Source organism: Pseudomonas amygdali (assembly GCF_002699855.1).
Classification (GTDB): Bacteria; Pseudomonadota; Gammaproteobacteria; order Pseudomonadales; family Pseudomonadaceae; genus Aquipseudomonas; species Aquipseudomonas amygdali.
Map to the genome: position 1 here is coordinate 64193 of NZ_LKBW01000299.1, position 19641 is coordinate 83833.

The window sequence follows — 19641 nt, forward strand, 5'->3', positions numbered from 1 at the left end:
TGGGCTTCCAGTGCGGCCCGTCGATCGTGTTAGCATCTACGCCCATGAAGCTTTTCAGACTATTCAGCAGCCTGTTTCTGATGACCATGAGTGCAGCGGCGCTTGCACAGGCCCGCCTCGACGTCAGGATCAAGCCCGCCAACCCGGAACTCAAGGCCAACGTCGAAGGGTATGTGGGGGACCTGGGCGAGCGTGACGTTCAGGCGTTGCGTAACTTCAGCCTGGGTGCCGAACAGCAGGCAGAGAAAGCGGCTCAGGCGCTTGGCTATTATCAGGCGCAGATCGACAGCGAGATCAAGGACGCTGACCAGCCGCGTCTGGTGATCAATATCCAGCCGGGCGAGCCGATTCACCTGCGCAATGTGGTAATCCGCGTCGAGGGTCCGGCAGCATCGCTGAAAGCCTTTCGGGTACCCAAAAGCGACGCGCTGAAAACCGGCGCGGTGCTCAATCATGGCAACTATGAGGATGCCAAACGCCTGATCCAGAATCAGGCGTCGCGTTACGGCTTTTTCAGCGGCCACTTTACCAGCCAGCGCCTGGCTATTGACCCGCGAGCCGGGCTTGCCGACATCGAGCTGGTCTATGACAGTGGTCCGCGCTACTCGCTGGGCAAGGTCATGTTCAGTGGCAATGCGCCCTTCGATGAAGATTTGCTCAAGCGCATGGTGCCGTTCAAGGAAAATACTCCTTACGATTCACAACTGATCGCCGAATTGACCCAGGCCATGCAGGGCAGTGGCTATTTTGAAGGCGTGCGGGTCGATGCCGCGCCTACTGCAGCTGACCATCAGGTCATTCCTGTAACCGTTCAGCTTGAAACCCGTAAACCCCGAACCATGGGCCTTGGCCTGGGGTACTCAACCGATGTCGGTCCGCGTGGCAAAGCCAACTGGACCCGGCACTGGGCCAATCCACAGGGCCACAGCTACGGGTTCGAATCGGAAATATCCGCGCCTCGGCAGAATGTCGGCCTGTGGTACGACGTGCCGCTCGATCCGCCGTTGACTGATAAACTGCGTTATGCCGGTGGCTATCAATACGAAGAGATTGCTGGAACCGACAGCCTCAGCAAGCTGCTGACTGCCGGGCCTGAATGGCACAGCAAACTGCCCAGCGGCTGGGAACGGGTTATCTCACTGAAATGGCAGCGTGAAGAATACCGGCTGGGCGACGATTCGGGTCTGAGCACGCTGCTAATGCCCGGCATCAGTTATTCGTACCTGCGCAGCGATAACAGTATCGATCCCCACCAGGGCTACCGTTTACAGTTCGACACCCAGGTGGCCAAGGAGGGCATGTTGTCGGATGCCAATCTGGTGCATGCCAATGTGCTGCTCAAAGGGCTGACGACAGTCGCTCAGAACCATCGCTTTCTCGGGCGCGTGCAACTGGGTGGCAACCTGACTGACGGTTACACCTCGATACCGCCGTCGCTGCGTTTTTTTGCCGGTGGTGATCAAAGCGTACGAGGGTATGACTACCAGAAACTGTCACCGACCAACTCGGACGGCGACCGCATTGGTGGGCGTTACATGTTTGCCGGGAGCGTCGAGTACCAGTATTCCATTGCGGATAAATGGCGGCTCGCGACTTTCATCGATCAGGGCAACTCATTCAACAGTCTCGACAAGCCAGACCTGAAAACCGGCGTCGGTTTTGGGGTGCGCTGGGTATCTCCGGTGGGTCCGCTGCGTCTCGATCTGGCGCATGCTTTGGATGACGACGGTGGCATCCGCCTGCACTTCTCGATGGGGCCGGAACTTTGAACAGAATGAACATCAAGCGTGGCGCAAAGATTGCCGGACTGAGCGTGATCGCGTTACTACTGCTGGTGATCGTCAGCGTCGGGGTGTTGATTGGAACCCAGGCAGGCAGCCGGTGGGCGCTGGCTCGCGTGCCCGGCGTGGAACTGGAAAACTTTCAGGGCCGCCTGGGCGGGCAGTGGAGTGCCGAGCGCCTGGTTTGGCAGCAAGGCGCAGACCGTGTCGAGGTGCATTCTGTCGATTTCGCCTGGAAGCCCGCCTGCCTGCTGAAGATGACCTTATGCATTGATCGCCTGCACGCGGGGCAAGTAATGCTGCGCTTTCCTCCGAGCGGTGCGCCGAGCAACGAAGATCCTTTGAGCCTGCCCGCCGTCAAGTTGCCGCTTGCCCTGCAACTGGGTGATACACAGCTGGGCAGCCTGCAACTGGATGGCGTCGAACAGTTGCGCGACCTCAAACTGGCGGCGCACTGGACCGCCGAAGGCTTGCAGATAGACAGCGCGCACTTGCAACGCGATGCGCTGGTGCTGGACCTCAATGGTCTGCTGAAGCCCGAGGGCGACTGGCCATTGAGCGTAAAAGGTCAACTGCAACTGCCGCCACAGGACGGTAAGCCCTGGACGCTGGCGCTGGATATTCAAGGTGACGTGCTCAAGACCCTGCAACTCAAGGCTGACAGCAGCGGCTATCTACCAGGGCAACTGACCGGTGAGCTGCAACCTTTGGCTGAGCATGTGCCAGCACGATTGAAACTGACTGCAGAACATTTCAAACCCAGCGCAGCATTGCCCGATACCCTGCAACTCGACCAGCTGCTGTTGACTGCCGAAGGCGATCTCGACTCGGGTTACCAGATCAACGGCACTGCCAGCCTGCCCGCAGAAAAAGTCCCTGTGGCGTTGTCGTTGCAGGGGCGTACGGATGCCAACGGGGCAACCATTGCAGCGCTTGATCTGGCCGCCAATCATCAACAGCGTCTGGCCATCAACGGCACGTTGAACTGGCAGAGTGGTTTCTCGGCTGATGCGAGCATCGACTGGCTGGATTTCCCCTGGCAGCGTCTGTATCCGCTGGAGTCCGAACCGCAAGTGTCGTTGCACGCTTTCAAAGGTGAAATTTCCTACACTGACGGCAATTATCTTGGCAATTTCAACGCCAGCCTCAAAGGACCTGCTGGTGCGTTCACGCTGATCAGTCCCTTCAGCGGCAATTTGCAGGAAGTCCATCTGCCGCAACTGGAGCTGGTCGCAGGGCAGGGTAAGGCCAGCGGTTTTCTGAACCTGCAATTTGCCAATGGCTTCGGCTGGGACACTGCACTTGATCTGAGCGCGCTGGACCCTTCATTCTGGGTTGCCGAATTGCCCGGCACACTGGCAGGGCCCTTGCGCAGCAAAGGTCAACGGGTCAACGAGGAGCTTGAACTGACTGCCGACCTGGACCTCAAGGGACGTCTGCGTGGCCAGCCCGCGCTGCTGCAAGCCAAGGCTGACGGTCGTGATCAGCAGTGGAATGTCAGCAACCTGAACATTCGATTGGGTGACAACCGGGTTCAGAGTAATGGCAGTTTGCAGGAGCGTCTCAAAGGGCAGCTGGACCTTGACCTGCCGCGTCTGGCTCAATTGTGGCCGCGCTTGCAGGGGCAGGCCAAAGGCAGGCTCGACCTGACGGGAACGCTTCAGGCACCACAAGGGCAACTGGCGTTGCAGGGCAGTCAGCTCGCGCTGCAGGACAATCGCCTGCAAAGCCTGACTCTCAATGCCCGCCTGGATCAGTCGCAGCGCGCGACCATCAACCTCAAGGGCGTTGGCATTCAGGCCGGCGACACCGGGCTGGGGACGTTGCTGGTGGACGGTCAGGGTACGCTCAAGGCGCAACAATTGAAGCTGGACCTGCAAGGGCCGTTACTCAAGCTTGCTATCGCACTGGACGGCGGCCTGGACAAGGGCGACTGGCGCGGTCGGCTGGCCAGCGGCACGGTACAGAGCGGCGGACAGAACTGGCGTTTGCAGCAACCTGCGAAGATCGAGCGTCTGGCCGACGGTCGGCTGAACTTCGGTGCGCATTGCTGGCTGTCCGGTGCCTCCAGCCTGTGCGGTGGCGATCAACGACTGATGCCGGAGCCACGTTTGCGCTATCAGCTGAAGAATTTTCCACTCGACAGTCTGGCGCAATGGATGCCAAAGGATTTTGCCTGGAAGGGCGCGCTGAATGCCGACGTTCAGCTTGATCTTCCGGCTGCAGGCCCCACCGGCAAGGTTACGATTGATGCCGGAGGCGGCACATTGCGGGTGCGCAGCAATGACCAGTGGCTGGACTTCCCGTATCAGACACTCAAACTCGACACCACACTGGCACCCAGACGTATCGATACGCGGCTGGATTTCGAAGGCGGAAAGCTGGGCCGGTTGCTGGTCAATGCGCAGATCGATCCGCTGGCCAAAGACAAGCCTCTGTCAGGCGATTTCGGTCTCTCCGGGCTGGACATCTCGGTGGCACGACCCTTTGCGCCAATGGTGCAGAAACTCAATGGCCGCCTGAACGGCAATGGTCGATTGTCAGGCAGCTTGCTGGCACCTCTGGTCAACGGCAGCGTGACACTTGAAGGCGGTGAAGTGGCGGGTGCCGAGTTGCCGATGGAACTGCATGACCTCAAGGTGCAGGCGTTGATCGCCGGGGAGAGCGTACAGCTCACCGGTGGCTGGAAAAGTGGCAGCACCGGGCAGGGGAGCATCGGCGGTCAGGTGGCCTGGGGGCAGAATCTGAACGTTGATGTGAGCCTCAAGGGCGCGCGTCTGCCGATCAATGTCGAGCCCTACGCGGAAGTGGAGGTAGCGCCTGACCTGAAAATTTCCATGCAAGGTGAGCGGTTGGCCATTTCCGGCAAGGTGCTGGTGCCCAAGGGGGCGATCACCGTGCGTGAGCTGCCGCCGTCTACGGTCAAGCTCTCGGGCGATACGGTGATCGTCGGGCAGCAGACCGAGGAGGGCGCGCCACCGCTGGCAGTGGCCATGGATATCGATGTGGAGGTTGGTCAGGAAAAGCTCGCCTTCAGCGGTTTCGGGCTTACTGCCAATCTGGTCGGAAGGGTGCACATTGGCGACAACCTGGACACCCGTGGTGAGCTGAACCTGAACGACGGCCGCTACCGTGCCTACGGGCAGCGGCTGACCATCCGCAAGGCGCGCCTGCTGTTTGCAGGCCCTGTGGACCAGCCCTATCTGGATATCGAGGCCATTCGCCAGACAGATGACGTGATCGCAGGCATTCGTCTGACCGGCAGTGCCGAGCAACCCACCACCGAAGTGTTTTCCGAACCCGCGATGAGCCAGGAGCAGGCGCTCTCCTATCTGGTCATGGGCAGACCGCTGAGTACCTCGGGCGAAGACAACAACATGGTCGCTCAGGCTGCACTGGCGCTTGGCGTTGCCGGTAGCTCGTCGACCACCGGCAAGCTCGCGGACAATCTGGGTATCAAGGACTTCGAGCTGGATACCTCGGGAACCGGCGACAAGACCAATGTGGTTGCCAGCGGCAAGATCACCGAGAAGCTCAGCCTGCGTTATGGTGTCGGCGTGTTTGAACCGGCCAATACCATTGCGTTGCGCTATCTGCTCAGCAAGCGCGTGTACCTTGAGGCTGCAAGCGGTGTTGCCAGTTCGCTGGATATTTTCTATAAAAGAGACTTCTGAATACTGGCCAGCGGCTGTAATGGCACTGGCCTGCGTTCAACCGGTTTACCCTGTTAAAACAGTGTGACCCATCACACGCTCTCTCTATTCAGGCTGCCGGTAATCATGGATCGATTCAACGCCATGCGCGTATTCACCCGTATCGTCGAACTGGGCGGTTTCGCCAGGGCGGCCGAGAGCCTGCACATGCCCCGTGCATCCGTGACGATTCTGATCAAACAACTGGAAGCTCACCTGGGCGTGCAGCTCTTGCAACGCACTACACGTCAGGTCAGCACCACGCCTGACGGCAAGGCCTACTACCAGCGCTGCGTAAGCCTGCTGGCCGATCTGGATGACGCCGAAGCTTCCTTCTCTGCGGCAGGTGCCGAGCCCAAGGGGTTGCTGCGTGTTGACCTGCCAGTGAGCCTGGGGCGCATGATCGTGATACCCGCGTTGCCTGAATTTGCCCGGCGCTACCCGCAGATCCGGCTGGAAATCGGCATGAGCGACAGACCGGTCGACCTGATCCGCGAGGGCGTGGACTGTGTCTTGCGCGCCGGAGCAGCATTGGACGAAACGCTGGTCGCCAGGCCGCTGGGCAGCCTGACCCAGATCACTTGCGCCAGTCGCGATTACCTGCAGCGATACGGTACGCCGCTGAATCTGCCGGACCTCGCGCAACATCAGGTAATCGAATATTTCTCGACCAGCACGGGCAAGCGCTATGGTCTGGAGTTCATGGCCGGTGGCGTGGAGGTCGATCAAGCGTTGGCCTGTTCTATTTCGGTCAACAGTGCCGACGGTTATGTAGCGGCTTGCGAGGCGGGTTTTGGCCTGATACAAGTGCCGCGTTACCATGTCGCCGCACAGTTGCGCAGCGGCATACTGGTCGAGGTGCTGCGGTTGCATCGTCCGCCGCCGCTGGCGTTGACGGTGCTTTACCCACCTCATCGCCAGTTGTCACGCCGGATCAGGGTATTCGTCGATTGGCTGGTGGAATTATGTGCCCACCCAGATATCAGGGACAGACTGGTTTCCTGAGAAAATTCGGAATTATCCTATATAGGACACGGCACACTTTCGTGTTTAACTTCCGGTTCTTTTATTCATCTCAAAAAAGGAATGTGTTTCATGGCTCAAGTAACCCTCAAAGGCGGCCCTGTTCAAGTCAATGGCAAGCTGCCTGAAGTCGGCAGCAAGGCACCTGCCTTCACGCTGGTGGGTGAAGGTCTTGCCGACAAGACCCTGGCTGACTTCGCTGGCAAGCGCAAGGTGCTGAACATTTTTCCGAGCGTCGATACACCGACCTGTGCAACGTCGGTACGTAAATTCAACGCCCAGGCAAACGAGCTGGGCAATGCCGTTGTTCTGTGTATCTCTGCTGACCTGCCGTTTGCACAGGCCCGCTTCTGCGGCTCCGAAGGTCTGGAAAACGTCAAGAACCTGTCTTCTTTCCGCGCTGCCGATTTCAGCGAGCATTACGGCGTTGCAATTGCAGACGGCCCGCTGAAAGGTCTGACCGCTCGTGCGGTGGTTGTTCTGGACGAAAACGACAAAGTGCTGCACAGCGAACTGGTAACAGAGATCGCTAACGAACCCGACTACGACGCTGCATTGGCTGTGCTTAAGTAACTTTCCGCAACACTTCGACGGCCTGAATCCGCTCAGGCCGTTTTTTTGTTTGTGCGTCATACGTTTATCGAAAGTAAGCGCTTGGTAAAGGCGCTTTGCTTGTAACGCATCTGTGCTTATTGTTCAGCCTTCTGAAGAAGCCCCCACCTGTAATGGTTGATTTATTCATGCAATCGTCTGGCTCTCGTAAATCCCGTCGCTGGTTGATCAGTTTGTTGATCCTGTTGGCCATTGTTGCCCTGTGCTGGTGGTTATGGCCTGCCTCCACTCCCGGCAAAGGGGCCGAGAGCAAGAAGCATGGCGCAGGTGGCGTGGCGCGTCCTGGCTTCGGTGCATCGGCTGTCGCTGTCCCGGTGCGGGTAGCCCCGGCAACCGAAGGCGATTTCCCGATCTACTACAAGGCGCTTGGCACGGTAACGGCGATGAACACCATCAATGTGCGCAGCCGGGTGGCGGGAGAGCTGGTCAAGCTTTATTTCCAGGAAGGGCAGATGGTCAAGGCGGGTGACCTGCTGGCGGAAATCGATCCGCGCAGTTATCAGGTGGCGTTGCAGCAGGCCGAAGGTACGCTGGCCACCAATCAGGCGCTGCTCAAGAATGCTCAGCTCGACGTACAGCGTTACCGTGGGCTTTTTGCCGAGGACAGCATCGCCAAACAGACCCTCGACACTGCCGAGTCGCTGGTCAATCAGTACAAGGGCACGATCAAGACCAATCAGGCGGCCGTGGCTGATGCGAAGCTGAGCCTGGACTTCACACGCATTCGTGCGCCTATTGCAGGTCGTGTCGGCCTCAAACAGCTGGACGTCGGCAACCTGGTTGCCGCCAACGACACCACCGCGCTGGTGGTAATTACCCAGACCCAGCCCATTTCGGTCGCCTTCACGCTCCCGGAAAAGGACCTGTCGAAAGTCATTTCCCGCTACCGCACCGGCGACAAGCTGCCCGTCGAAGCCTGGGACCGGGGCGATACGAAAATGCAGGCTTCCGGTGTACTCGCCAGCCTCGATAACCAGATCGATGTGACGACCGGCACACTGAAGTTCAAGGCCCGTTTCGATAACGGTGACGAGATCCTGTTCCCCAACCAGTTCGTCAATGTGCGTCTGCGCGCCGATACGTTGAAACAGGTGACACTGGTGCCAACGGCTGCCGTGCAGTTCGGCACCGACGGGACCTTTGTCTATGTCCTGGACGGTGACAAGAAGGTCAAACTCAAACTGTTGAAGACCGGCCCGAGCGACGAGACATCGACGGTGATCACCGAAGGTCTGGCAGCCGGAGAACGGGTCGTGCTCGAAGGCACCGACCGTCTGCGCGACGGCGCTGAAGTCGAGGTCGTCAACGACAGCAAGGATGTACCGGCGGGTCCGGTTCAGAAGCTGCAGGGCAAGCCTGACAGCAAGACAGACAAGTCGGCAGCACTCGGCAAGGTGGAAAAACCAAACGTATGAACATGTCGCGCCTGTTCATCCTGCGTCCGGTTGCCACCACGCTGAGTATGCTGGCAATCGTCCTGGCGGGTCTGATCGCCTACACCTTGCTGCCGGTGTCGGCGCTGCCTCAGGTCGACTATCCGACCATTCGGGTGATGACGCTGTATCCCGGTGCCAGTCCGCAGGTCATGACCAGCTCCGTCACTGCGCCTCTTGAGCGTCAATTCGGGCAGATGCCCGGTTTGACCCAGATGGCCTCGACGAGCTCGGGCGGCGCGTCGGTCATTACCTTGCGTTTTAGCCTCGAAATCAACATGGATGTGGCTGAGCAGCAGGTGCAGGCGGCGATCAACGCGGCCACCAACCTTATGCCTACCGATCTTCCGGCACCGCCGGTCTATAACAAGGTCAACCCGGCAGACACGCCGGTTCTGACCCTGGCGATTACCTCGAAAACCATGCTGCTGCCCAAGCTCAATGATCTGGTCGATACACGCATGGCGCAGAAAATCTCGCAGATCAGCGGTGTCGGCATGGTCAGCATTGCCGGCGGCCAGCGTCAGGCTGTGCGGATCAAGGTCAATCCGGAAGCGCTGGCCGCCAACAGCCTGAACCTGTCTGATGTGCGGACTCTGATCGGCGCGTCCAACGTCAACCAGCCCAAGGGTAACTTCGACGGGCCAACCCGGGTTTCGATGCTGGATGCCAACGATCAGTTGAAGTCTCCAGAGGAGTACGCCAACCTTATTCTGGCCTACAAGGATGGCGCTCCCCTGCGTCTGAAGGATGTGGCCGAAATCGTCGACGGTGCCGAAAACGAACGCCTGGCGGCCTGGGCCAATCGGAGTCAGGCGGTGTTGCTGAATATTCAGCGCCAGCCGGGCGCCAACGTGATCGAGGTGGTCGACCGGATCAAGGCATTGCTGCCGTCAATCACCGAGAACCTTCCGGCCGGCCTCGACGTCGTGGTACTGACGGACCGCACTCAGACGATCCGCGCGTCGGTGACCGATGTTCAGCACGAACTGTTGATCGCGATTATCCTGGTGGTGCTGGTAACCTTCCTGTTCCTGCGTCGTTTCAGCGCGACGATCATTCCCTCCATCGCCGTCCCGCTGTCACTGGTAGGCACCTTCGGCGTCATGTACCTGGCGGGCTTCTCGGTCAACAACCTCACGCTGATGGCCATGACCATCGCGACCGGTTTCGTTGTCGATGACGCCATCGTGATGCTGGAAAACATCTCCCGGCATATCGAGGAGGGCGAAACACCTCTGCAGGCCGCCCTGAAGGGCGCGAAACAGATCGGTTTCACTCTGATTTCCCTGACCCTGTCGCTGATTGCAGTACTGATCCCGCTGTTGTTCATGGCTGATGTGGTCGGGCGGCTGTTTCGCGAGTTCGCCATCACTCTGGCAGTCGCCATCCTGATATCGCTGGTGGTATCGCTGACCCTGACGCCCATGATGTGCGCGCGTTTGCTCAAGCGCGAGCCAAAGGAAGAAGAGCAGAGCCGTTTCTATCGTGCCAGCGGTGCCTGGATCGACTGGCTGATCGATATCTACGCGGGCGGATTGCGCTGGGTGCTCAGGCATCAACCACTGACCCTGTTGGCGGCATTGGCCACTCTGGCACTGACTATGCTGCTGTACATCGTTGTGCCCAAGGGCTTTTTTCCGGTGCAGGACACCGGCGTGATCCAGGGTATTTCGGAAGCGCCACAGTCGGTCTCCTTTGCTGCCATGAGCCAGCGTCAGCAGGCGCTGGCTGACATCATTCTCAAGGACCCTGCGGTGGTCAGTCTGTCTTCCTACATTGGTGTTGACGGTGATAACGCAACGCTCAACAGCGGGCGTCTGCTGATCAACCTCAAGCCCCACTCAGAGCGTGACCTCACCGCATCCGAGGTGATCCAGCGCCTGCAGCCAGAGGTAGACAAGCTTTCTGACATTCGTCTGTTCATGCAGCCGGTGCAGGACCTGACCATTGAAGACCGGGTCAGTCGTACTCAGTATCAGTTCAGCATGTCATCGCCCGACGCCGAGCTGCTGACGCTGTGGAGCGAAAGGCTGGTCGAGGCGCTCGGCAAACGGTCCGAGCTGACGGATGTGGCCAGCGACCTGCAGGACAAGGGCCTGCAGGTATATCTGAACATCGATCGTGATGCGGCCAGTCGGGTAGGGGTCACCGTTGCGAATATTACCGATGCGCTGTACGACGCATTCGGTCAGCGACAGATTTCCACCATCTATACCCAGGCCAGCCAGTACCGCGTGGTGCTGCAAGCCGCGTCGGGCAGTGAGCTCGGCCCAGCCGCACTTGAGCAGATACACGTCAAGACCACCGATGGCGCACAGGTAAAACTGTCGAGCCTGGCACGCGTCGAGCAGCGTCAGGCACAGTTGGCCATCGCTCACCTCGGGCAGTTTCCCGCAGTGATGATGTCGTTCAACCTTGCGCCCGGCGTTGCATTGGGCAAGGCCGTGCAGGTCATCGAACAGGTTGAGCACGACATCGGCATGCCGATTGGTGTGCAGACCCAGTTTCAGGGCGCTGCCGAGGCATTTCAAGCATCGTTGTCGAGCACGTTGCTGCTGATTCTGGCGGCTGTAGTGACCATGTACATCGTGCTGGGCGTGCTCTACGAGAGCTATATCCACCCGATCACCATCCTCTCGACACTGCCGTCGGCAGCAGTGGGTGCCTTGCTGGCCTTGCTGATCAGCGGCAATGACCTGGGGATGATCGCGATCATCGGTATCATTTTGCTGATCGGCATCGTCAAGAAGAACGCGATCATGATGATCGACTTCGCGCTCGACGCAGAGCGCAACCGGGGTGTTGCACCGGAAACGGCGATCTACGAAGCGGCGCTGCTGCGTTTCCGGCCGATTCTCATGACCACCCTGGCAGCATTGTTCGGCGCCATTCCGTTGATGCTTGCCAGCGGCTCCGGCGCAGAGTTGCGCCAGCCACTGGGGCTGGTGATGGTCGGCGGTCTGCTCGTCAGCCAGGTACTGACGCTGTTTACCACGCCGGTCATCTATCTGTATTTCGACCGGCTTGGCCGTCGCTGGAGTCGCAGGCCTGCCGACCCGGACCGGCTGGAACGGGCTGACGCATGAACCTGTCAGCGCCGTTTATCCGTCGCCCGGTTGCGACCGTACTGCTGAGCCTGGCGATCCTGCTGCTGGGCGCGGTCAGCTTCCGCTTGTTGCCGGTCGCGCCGTCGCCGAACATGGACTTCCCGGTAATTGTGGTGTCCGCCAGTCTGGCGGGTGCCAGCCCCGAGGTGATGGCCTCCACTGTGGCCACTCCGCTGGAGCGTTCGCTGGGCAGTATTGCCGGGGTCAATACCATGACCAGCAATTCAAGCCAGGGCACGACACGGATCATCCTGCAGTTCGATCTCAATCGCAACATCAATGGTGCGGCGCGGGAAGTGCAGGCGGCAATCAATGCTTCGCGCAACCTGCTGCCCAGCGGTATGCGCAGCATGCCGACCTACAAGAAGGTCAACCCGTCCCAGGCGCCGATCATGGTCCTGTCTATGACGTCGACGGTGCTGGAAAAAGGTCAGCTTTACGACCTGGCATCCACCATCCTGTCACAGAGCCTGTCGCAGGTTTCCGGGGTCGGCGAAGTGCAGATCGGCGGCAGTTCGCTGCCAGCGGTTCGTATCGAGCTGGAGCCACAGATGCTCTCCCAGTACGGCGTATCGCTTGACGACGTGCGCACCGCGATTACCGGTGCGAACGTGCGGCGGCCAAAGGGTTTTGTGGAGGATGATCAGCATAACTGGCAGGTTCAGGCCAACGACCAGCTGGAAACCGCAAAGGACTATGCGCCGCTGATCATTCGCTACAAGGATGGGGCGACCTTGCGCCTCAAGGACGTCGCGAAAGTCAGCGATGCCGTGGAAGATCGCTACAACAGCGGGTTTTATAACAATGACCGGGCGGTGTTACTGGTCGTCAACCGCCAGGCTGGTGCCAACATCATTGAAACCGTGGCGCAGATCAAGGCGCAATTGCCAGCCCTGCGGGCCGTGCTGCCTGCCAGCGTGAGCCTCAACGTCGCGATGGATCGCTCGCCGGTGATCAAGGCGACGCTTCACGAGGCAGAGATGACCCTGCTGATTGCCGTGGTTCTGGTGGTGATGGTGGTATTTCTGTTTCTCGGCAGTTTTCGCGCATCGCTGATCCCCACTCTGGCGGTTCCGGTATCGCTGGTAGGCACCTTTGCGATCATGCACCTGCTCGGTTTTTCCCTGAACAATCTGTCGTTGATGGCTTTGATCCTCGCCACCGGACTGGTGGTGGACGATGCAATCGTGGTGCTGGAAAACATTTCCCGGCACATTCACAACGGTCTCGACCCCATGAAAGCGGCCTTTCTGGGGGCCAAAGAGGTGGGTTTCACCTTGCTGTCGATGAACGTCTCGCTGGTGGCGGTGTTCATTTCCATTCTGTTCATGGGTGGGCTGGTCGAAAGTCTGTTTCGCGAGTTTTCCATTACCTTGTCGGTGTCGATCGTCGTCTCGCTGATCGTATCCCTGACCCTGACGCCGATGTTGTGCGCGCGCTGGCTCAAACCCCACGATTCGGGCAAGGACAATGCCTTTCAGCGCTGGAGCGAGCGGGTCAACGACCGCATGGTCGCCGGCTATGACCGCTCGCTCGGCTGGGTCATGCGGCATCGCAGGCTGACACTGCTCAGCCTGCTGATTACCGTTGTGGTGAATGTCGCGCTGTATGTGGTGGTGCCCAAGACCTTTCTGCCACAGCAGGACACCGGGCAACTGATGGGTTTTGTACGCGGTGACGACGGTCTTTCGTTCTCGGTCATGCAGCCGAAAATGGAAATCTTTCGCCGTTCGATTCTGGCAGACCCTGCGGTGGAGAGCGTTGCCGGTTTTATCGGCGGTAGCGGTGGCACCAATAACGCCTTCATGATCGTACGCCTCAAGCCGATTGCCGAGCGCAAGCTGTCTGCCGAAAAAGTGGTCGAGCGCTTGCGCAAGAACATGCCGCATGTGCCCGGTGGCAGACTATTCCTGGCGCCTGATCAGGACCTGCAACTGGGGGGTGGTCGCGAGCAGACCAGTTCGCAGTATCAGTACATTGTGCAAAGTGCAGACCTGAGCAGCCTGCGGCTGTGGTATCCGAAGATCGTTGCGGCGCTCAAATCGATTCCGGAGCTGACGGCTATCGACGCCAGGGAAGGGCGCGGGGCGCAGCAAGTGACCCTGGTGGTCAATCGTGATACGGCCAAACGGCTGGGCATCGATATGAACATGGTCACGGCGGTGCTCAACAATGCCTACAGCCAGCGTCAGGTCTCGACCATCTATGACAGCCTCAACCAGTACAAGGTGGTGATGGAGGTCAATCCCAAATACGCTCAGGACCCGGCGACGCTGGAGCAGGTTCAGGTGATTACTGCCGACGGGCAGCGCGTGCCGCTGTCGAGCATTGCTCATTACGAGCGCAGTCTGGCGAATGATCGGGTTTCGCATGACGGTCAGTTCGCTGCCGAAAACATTTCCTTTGATCTGGCCGAAGGTGCCAGCCTCGACAAGGCGACGGTGGCTATCGAGCGCGCAATTGCCGCCATCGGACTGCCGTCCGACATCATTTCCAAGATGGCCGGGACCGCCAACGCCTTCGCCTCGACCCAGAAAAGCCAGCCCTGGATGATTCTCGGTGCGTTGCTGGTGGTGTATCTGGTGCTGGGGATTCTTTATGAAAGCTACATCCATCCGTTGACGATCCTCTCGACGCTGCCATCGGCCGGTGTGGGCGCATTGCTGACTATCTACGTGTTGGGCAGCGAATTCAGCCTGATCTCACTGTTAGGGCTGTTCCTGCTGATTGGCGTGGTGAAGAAAAACGCAATCATGATGATCGACCTGGCCCTGCACCTTGAGCGTGATCAGGGAATGACGCCACAAGAGTCGATCCGCAGCGCTTGTCTGCAACGCCTACGACCCATTCTGATGACCACAATGGCCGCCATTCTGGGTGCATTGCCGTTGCTGCTGAGTACTGCGGAAGGCGCTGAAATGCGCAAACCGCTGGGCCTGACCATTATTGGTGGACTGATCTTCAGCCAGGTCCTGACTCTCTACACCACCCCGGTGGTTTACCTTTATCTCGACCGTCTGCGCCACCGTTACAATAAATGGCGTGGCGTGCGTACCGATGCTGCTCTGGAAACCCCGCTATGACCGAACGCCTGGCCTTTATATCCCGCCCGACAGGGCTGATTCGTCCACTCGCGCTGGGGCTCTGCGTTGTGCTGCTCAGCGCTTGTGCTGTCGGTCCTGATTACCAGGCGCCGTCAATGGCCGCGCCTGCGCAGTTCAAGGCCGCCGAAGGCTGGCGTGCAGCCACACCCGGTGACGCGATGGCCAAAGGTGCATGGTGGGAGGTGTACAGGGATCCGCAACTGAACTCGCTGGTCGAACGGCTCAACACCTCCAACCAGACCGTCGCCCAGTACGATGCGCAGTACCGGCAGGCACAAGCACTGGTGCGTAGCTCCAGAGGCGCATTTCTGCCGACACTGGATCTGACCACCGGCAAGACCCGCTCGGGGCAGGGCACAGGCACATCCAATACCGGTACGAATACCGGCGCCTCGGGAATTCGCAACAGTTACAACGCTCAACTGGGCGTCAGTTGGGAAGCCGATGTGTGGGGCAAGTTGCGCCGTGGGCTGGAGGCTGACACCGCCAGTGCGCAGGCAAGTCTTGCGGACCTGTCAGCGATGCGCCTCAGCCTGCAATCGGAGCTGGTGCAGAATTATCTGCAATTGCGGGTCATTGACGAACAGAAACGCCTGCTGGAATCCACTGTGGACACCTATCAGCGCTCCCTGACCCTCACCCAGAATCAATACCGCGCCGGTATTTCAGGAAGTGACGCTGTAGCCCAGGCGCTGACACAGTTGAAAAGTACTCAGGCCGACTTGATCGATCTGGCCTGGCAGCGTGCACAATTCGAGAACGCCATTGCCGTGCTGATGGGGATGGCGCCCGCTGACTTCAATCTGCCGGCCAGCACTTCGATTCCGCAATTGCCGCAGATCCCGCCAGGGCTGCCGTCACAGTTGCTTGAACGCCGACCGGACATTGCCGCGGCCGAACGCTCGGTCATGGCCGCCAATGCCAACATCGGCGTCGCCAAGGCCGCTTACTACCCAGACTTCACGCTGAGCATGAGCGGCGGTTACAGCAGCAGTACGTTCGCCAACTGGATCAGCCTGCCCAACCGCTTCTGGTCGGTAGGGCCGCAACTGGCGTTGACGTTGTTCGACGGTGGCAGGCGGACGGCGGAAGTTGATCGTACCGAGGCCGTGTACGACCAGACTGTCGCCCAGTACCGGCAGACCGTGCTGAATGGTTTTCAGGAAGTCGAAAATTACCTCGTTCAACTCAAAGTCTACGAGCAGGAGGCCGCCGTGCGCCAGGAAGCGCTGGTATCGGCTCGCGACTCGTTGCGCCTGACCAACAACCAGTACAAGGCCGGGCTGATCGGTTATCTTGACGTCGTCAACGTACAGGCCACTGCTTTGAGCAATGAACGCAGTGTGCTGAACGTTCTGCAAAGTCGCTTGATTGCCAGCGTTCAGTTGATTGCCGCATTGGGTGGCGGCTGGAATGCCGAAACAGGTTTGACCCTCAGGGAGTGAGTGCTTCACGGAGCAAAGGCGGTTTTTCTTGAACTGTTCGTGATAAATGAAAAATCAATAGCTGGTTGCCATCTTTTCGACCAGATACCGCGACATTTGGCAGCTATTGCGTACAATCATCCCCCGCAGTATCGGCATGGACGCGCTCATTGGGCTCCAGGTGCGTTTATGTTGATTGGCAGCTACACCCCGTCGCTCGTCGTGGTCTCCGTTCTCGTCGCAATTGTTGCTGCGTACACTGCTCTCGATCTGGTTGGCCGTATTATTTCGGCCAGGGGCCGCGCCGTTTATGTATGGATTGCGGGAGGTGCTTTCGCAATGGGCGTTGGCAGTTGGTCGACGCACTTCATCGGTATGCTGGCATTCGTCCTGCCTATCGACGTTGGCTATGATGTGCCGTTGGCACTGTTGTCCTTGCTGATCGCAATACTGTCTTCCGGTTTCGCGCTGTGGCTGGCCGCCCGGCCGCTATTATCCGCCGCGCAGATTGGCCTGGGTGGGTTGTTGCTGGGGCTTGGCATCAGCGCCACGCATTACACCGGCATGGCGGCAATGCGCATGCAACCCGGCATCGAATACACGCCCTGGTTGTTTGCGCTTTCCCTGGCGATCAGCATTGCCGCCTCTGCGGCGGCGTTATGGATAGCGTTTCGTCTTCGCCAGCAAAGGCCCAGGATATACCTGATGCGTGCGGTAGCGGCAATTCTGCTGGGAACGGCCATCATCGGTATGCATTACACCGGCATGGCGGCGGCCACCTTTGCCGATGGCAGCTTTTGTGGTGCGTTGCCCGATGGATTGAGCAGCAATGGACTGGACAGGATTGTTCTGGTCGCCAGTCTTTCGATACTGGGTATCGCGCTGTTCAGTTGTATTCTCGACTCCCACCTCGAGACACGTACCGCTGTCCTGGCCAATTCCCTGACTGAAGCCAATCAGGAGCTTACCCACCTGGCTCTGCATGACAACCTCACCGGGCTGCCGAACCGTGTGTTGTTGACGGATCGCATCGAGCAGGCGATGAAGAAAGTCAGCGAAAGCGGCGGCTGCTTTGCGTTGATGTTCATGGACCTGGATGGTTTCAAACCGGTGAATGACGCATTCGGCCACCATACCGGGGACTTGCTGTTGCGGCAGGTCGCTTTGCGTCTTCGTAACAACCTGCACCGGCACGACACGCTGGCAAGGATCGGTGGTGATGAATTCGTGCTGCTGGTCGAACTGCATGACCCGCAGGATGCGTTGGCTGTCGCAACGCGTCAGGTCAATGAAATAGGCAATCCGTTTACCATCGGCGAGCATCAATTGCAGATCTCGCTGAGCATCGGCATCTGCATGTACCCGGGCAATGGCAATACCCAGCACGAACTTCTGATCAACGCCGATGCCGCCATGTATCACACCAAAGCGGCCGGCAAGAACGGCTACAGCTTTTTCGATGCCTCGATGAACAGCAACGCACGCAATCAGCTGCAGATGTCTCAGGACTTGCGTAAGGCGATCAAGCACAGGCAGTTCTGTATCTATTACCAGCCCAAGTTCGACGCTTTGACCGGACTGCCCCTGGGCGCAGAAGCGCTATTACGCTGGAACCATCCGGAACAAGGCGTTATGGGCCCCGATCAGTTCATCGCCATGGCAGAGAAAACCGGCCTGATCATTCAGATCGGCGAGTGGGTACTGGATGAGGCTTGCCGACAGATGCGTGAGTGGTACACCCAGGGCTACGCGCACTGGCGCATTGCGGTGAACCTGTCAGCGTTGCAGTTCTGTCATGCCGGGCTGGTCACTGCGGTGGCGGATACCCTGGCCAGACATCAGCTCCCGGCCAACTGCCTGACCCTGGAAATCACCGAGACTACGGCCATGCATGACGCCGATGCCAGCCTGGCGGTGTTGCAAAGGCTGTCGGAAATGGGCGTGGATCTATCGATTGACGATTTTGGCACCGGTTACTCCAGCCTGATGTACCTGAAGCGCCTGCCCGCCAATGAAATCAAGATTGATCGAGGTTTCGTGCGTGACCTTGAGCATGACACCGACGATGCCGCCATCGTGTCGGCCATCGTTGCGGTAGGGAAGGCGTTGAACCTGCGGATCGTCGCCGAAGGCGTAGAAACAGCGGTTCAGAAGCGCTTCCTGACGCACTTGGGATGTCACTCCCTACAAGGCTTCCTGCTCGGTTATCCTCTGCCGGCTGAGCAATTTCTCGACGAAATTCGCGCCGCCGAGGCGAAAGCGGCAGTCGACGTGCCCGATGTTGGGCAACCGGCTTTCTGAAGCGCATGGATGGCGCTGGACGGCAAAGGCTGGCACGATCAGAAACGTCTGGCTAACCTGCGGGTGTTAGCTGCGCTTTGATGCTGGCTTCTGAGAAAAATCATGGAAAAAGTCCTCATTATTACCGGTGGCTCGCGCGGAATCGGCGCAGCCACTGCGCGTCTGGCCGCTGTACAGGGCTATCGGATCTGTATCAATTATCTGTCTGACCATGCCGCAGCCGAAAAGACGGCAGGGCAGGTCAGGGCCCTGGGTGCTCAGGCGATCACCTTGCAGGCGGACGTCAGCAACGAAGACGAGATCATGCGCCTGTTCTCCAGGGTCGATTCGGAACTCGGCCGCGTTACCCATCTGGTCAACAATGCAGGCACGCTCGCTCAGGCTTCAAGAGTCGAGGACATGTCCGAATTCCGAATGCTCAAAATGATGATGACCAACGTGGTCGGACCGATGCTGTGCAGCAAACATGCCTTGTTACGCATGCTGCCGAGTCACGGCGGGCACGGTGGTAGTATCGTCAACGTATCCTCGCTCGCGGCCCGCCTGGGCTCCGCGGGCGAATATGTGGATTACGCCGCTTCGAAAGGCGCGCTGGACACGTTCACTATCGGGCTTTCCAGGGAAGTGGCCGGGGAGAACATTCGCGTCAACGCGGTGCGGCCGGGGTTCATCTTCACCGACTTTCACGCCCTGAGCGGCGATCCGTTCCGCGTCAGCAAACTCGAGGGCGCACTGCCCATGGGCCGTGGGGGGACGGCGGAGGAAGTGGCCGAGGCCATTCTCTGGCTGCTGTCGGACAATGCGTCGTATGCCACAGGAACGTTCATCGATCTGGCGGGCGGGCGCTGAAGGCGTGCATGGTCTGGCAAGCGCCTTCAGATACCGCTTACTGACTCGTCACACCGTTACAGGTGGCGCATTGGCGGGCGGGTCGCCTACCGGTGTTTGATCGGGTAGAGGCGGTGAGGGGGGTGGCTCCTGCTCGGGTACTGGCTCGGGCAGAACGGGATCGTCGATGTTTGGATCAGGTACTTCTACTGGATTGGGTAGAGTCATGGTTGCAGCCTCCTTGTTGACCCTTTTTACGACCCCCCGGGAGACTGTCAGAAATTTTGTGTTCGGGCATAACATGTAGCTAGAGGTGCATGTATGCCGACCAAA

Annotated in this window: 11 protein-coding genes; 10 read left to right on the top strand and 1 reads right to left on the bottom strand. The window is 59.1% G+C overall.

What is annotated here, in order from left to right; translation table 11 throughout:
• The first annotated feature begins 44 nt into the window (after positions 1-44).
• From AO277_RS23645 to AO277_RS23690, 10 genes are all read left to right on the top strand, one after another.
• On the top strand, positions 45-1769 hold the full coding sequence (locus AO277_RS23645) for an autotransporter assembly complex protein TamA (protein ID WP_002553677.1): 1725 nt from the start codon (positions 45-47) through the stop codon (positions 1767-1769).
• Between the two features lie 5 nt (positions 1770-1774).
• Positions 1775-5455 (top strand): translocation/assembly module TamB domain-containing protein, encoded by a 3681-nt coding sequence (locus AO277_RS23650; protein WP_044318535.1) that lies wholly within the window; start codon positions 1775-1777, stop codon positions 5453-5455.
• 105 nt (positions 5456-5560) lie between these two features.
• The gene (locus AO277_RS23655) at positions 5561-6478 is read left to right on the top strand and encodes a LysR family transcriptional regulator (protein WP_002553679.1); all 918 of its coding nucleotides are present in this window, start codon (positions 5561-5563) and stop codon (positions 6476-6478) included.
• Positions 6479-6568: 90 nt separating this feature from the next.
• Positions 6569-7069, top strand: coding sequence for a thiol peroxidase (gene tpx, locus AO277_RS23660; RefSeq protein ID WP_002553680.1), 501 nt, complete (start codon positions 6569-6571; stop codon positions 7067-7069).
• Positions 7070-7221: 152 nt separating this feature from the next.
• Complete coding sequence (locus AO277_RS23665) at positions 7222-8523, top strand: MdtA/MuxA family multidrug efflux RND transporter periplasmic adaptor subunit (RefSeq protein ID WP_044318536.1); 1302 nt, start codon at positions 7222-7224, stop codon at positions 8521-8523.
• A complete protein-coding gene (locus AO277_RS23670) occupies positions 8520-11630 on the top strand; it encodes an MdtB/MuxB family multidrug efflux RND transporter permease subunit (RefSeq protein WP_044318537.1) in 3111 nt (1036 codons plus the stop codon). Before AO277_RS23665 ends, AO277_RS23670 begins: the two co-directional genes overlap by 4 nt.
• On the top strand, positions 11627-14734 hold the full coding sequence (locus tag AO277_RS23675) for an efflux RND transporter permease subunit (protein WP_044318538.1): 3108 nt from the start codon (positions 11627-11629) through the stop codon (positions 14732-14734). Before AO277_RS23670 ends, AO277_RS23675 begins: the two co-directional genes overlap by 4 nt.
• Positions 14731-16200: an efflux transporter outer membrane subunit gene (locus AO277_RS23680; protein ID WP_044318539.1), complete on the top strand. Its 1470-nt coding sequence runs from the start codon at positions 14731-14733 to the stop codon at positions 16198-16200. The genes AO277_RS23675 and AO277_RS23680 overlap by 4 nt, the downstream gene beginning before the upstream one ends.
• 168 nt (positions 16201-16368) lie before the next feature.
• Positions 16369-18480 (top strand): putative bifunctional diguanylate cyclase/phosphodiesterase, encoded by a 2112-nt coding sequence (locus tag AO277_RS23685; RefSeq protein ID WP_044318540.1) that lies wholly within the window; start codon positions 16369-16371, stop codon positions 18478-18480.
• A gap of 102 nt (positions 18481-18582) precedes the next feature.
• Entirely contained in the window at positions 18583-19329 is a 747-nt protein-coding gene (locus tag AO277_RS23690) for an SDR family oxidoreductase (RefSeq protein ID WP_002553686.1), read from the top strand.
• A gap of 48 nt (positions 19330-19377) precedes the next feature.
• On the opposite strand, the gene AO277_RS23695 is transcribed toward AO277_RS23690, so the two are convergent.
• Complete coding sequence (locus AO277_RS23695) at positions 19378-19536, bottom strand: hypothetical protein (RefSeq protein WP_080393906.1); 159 nt, start codon at positions 19534-19536, stop codon at positions 19378-19380.
• Positions 19537-19641 lie beyond the last annotated feature (105 nt).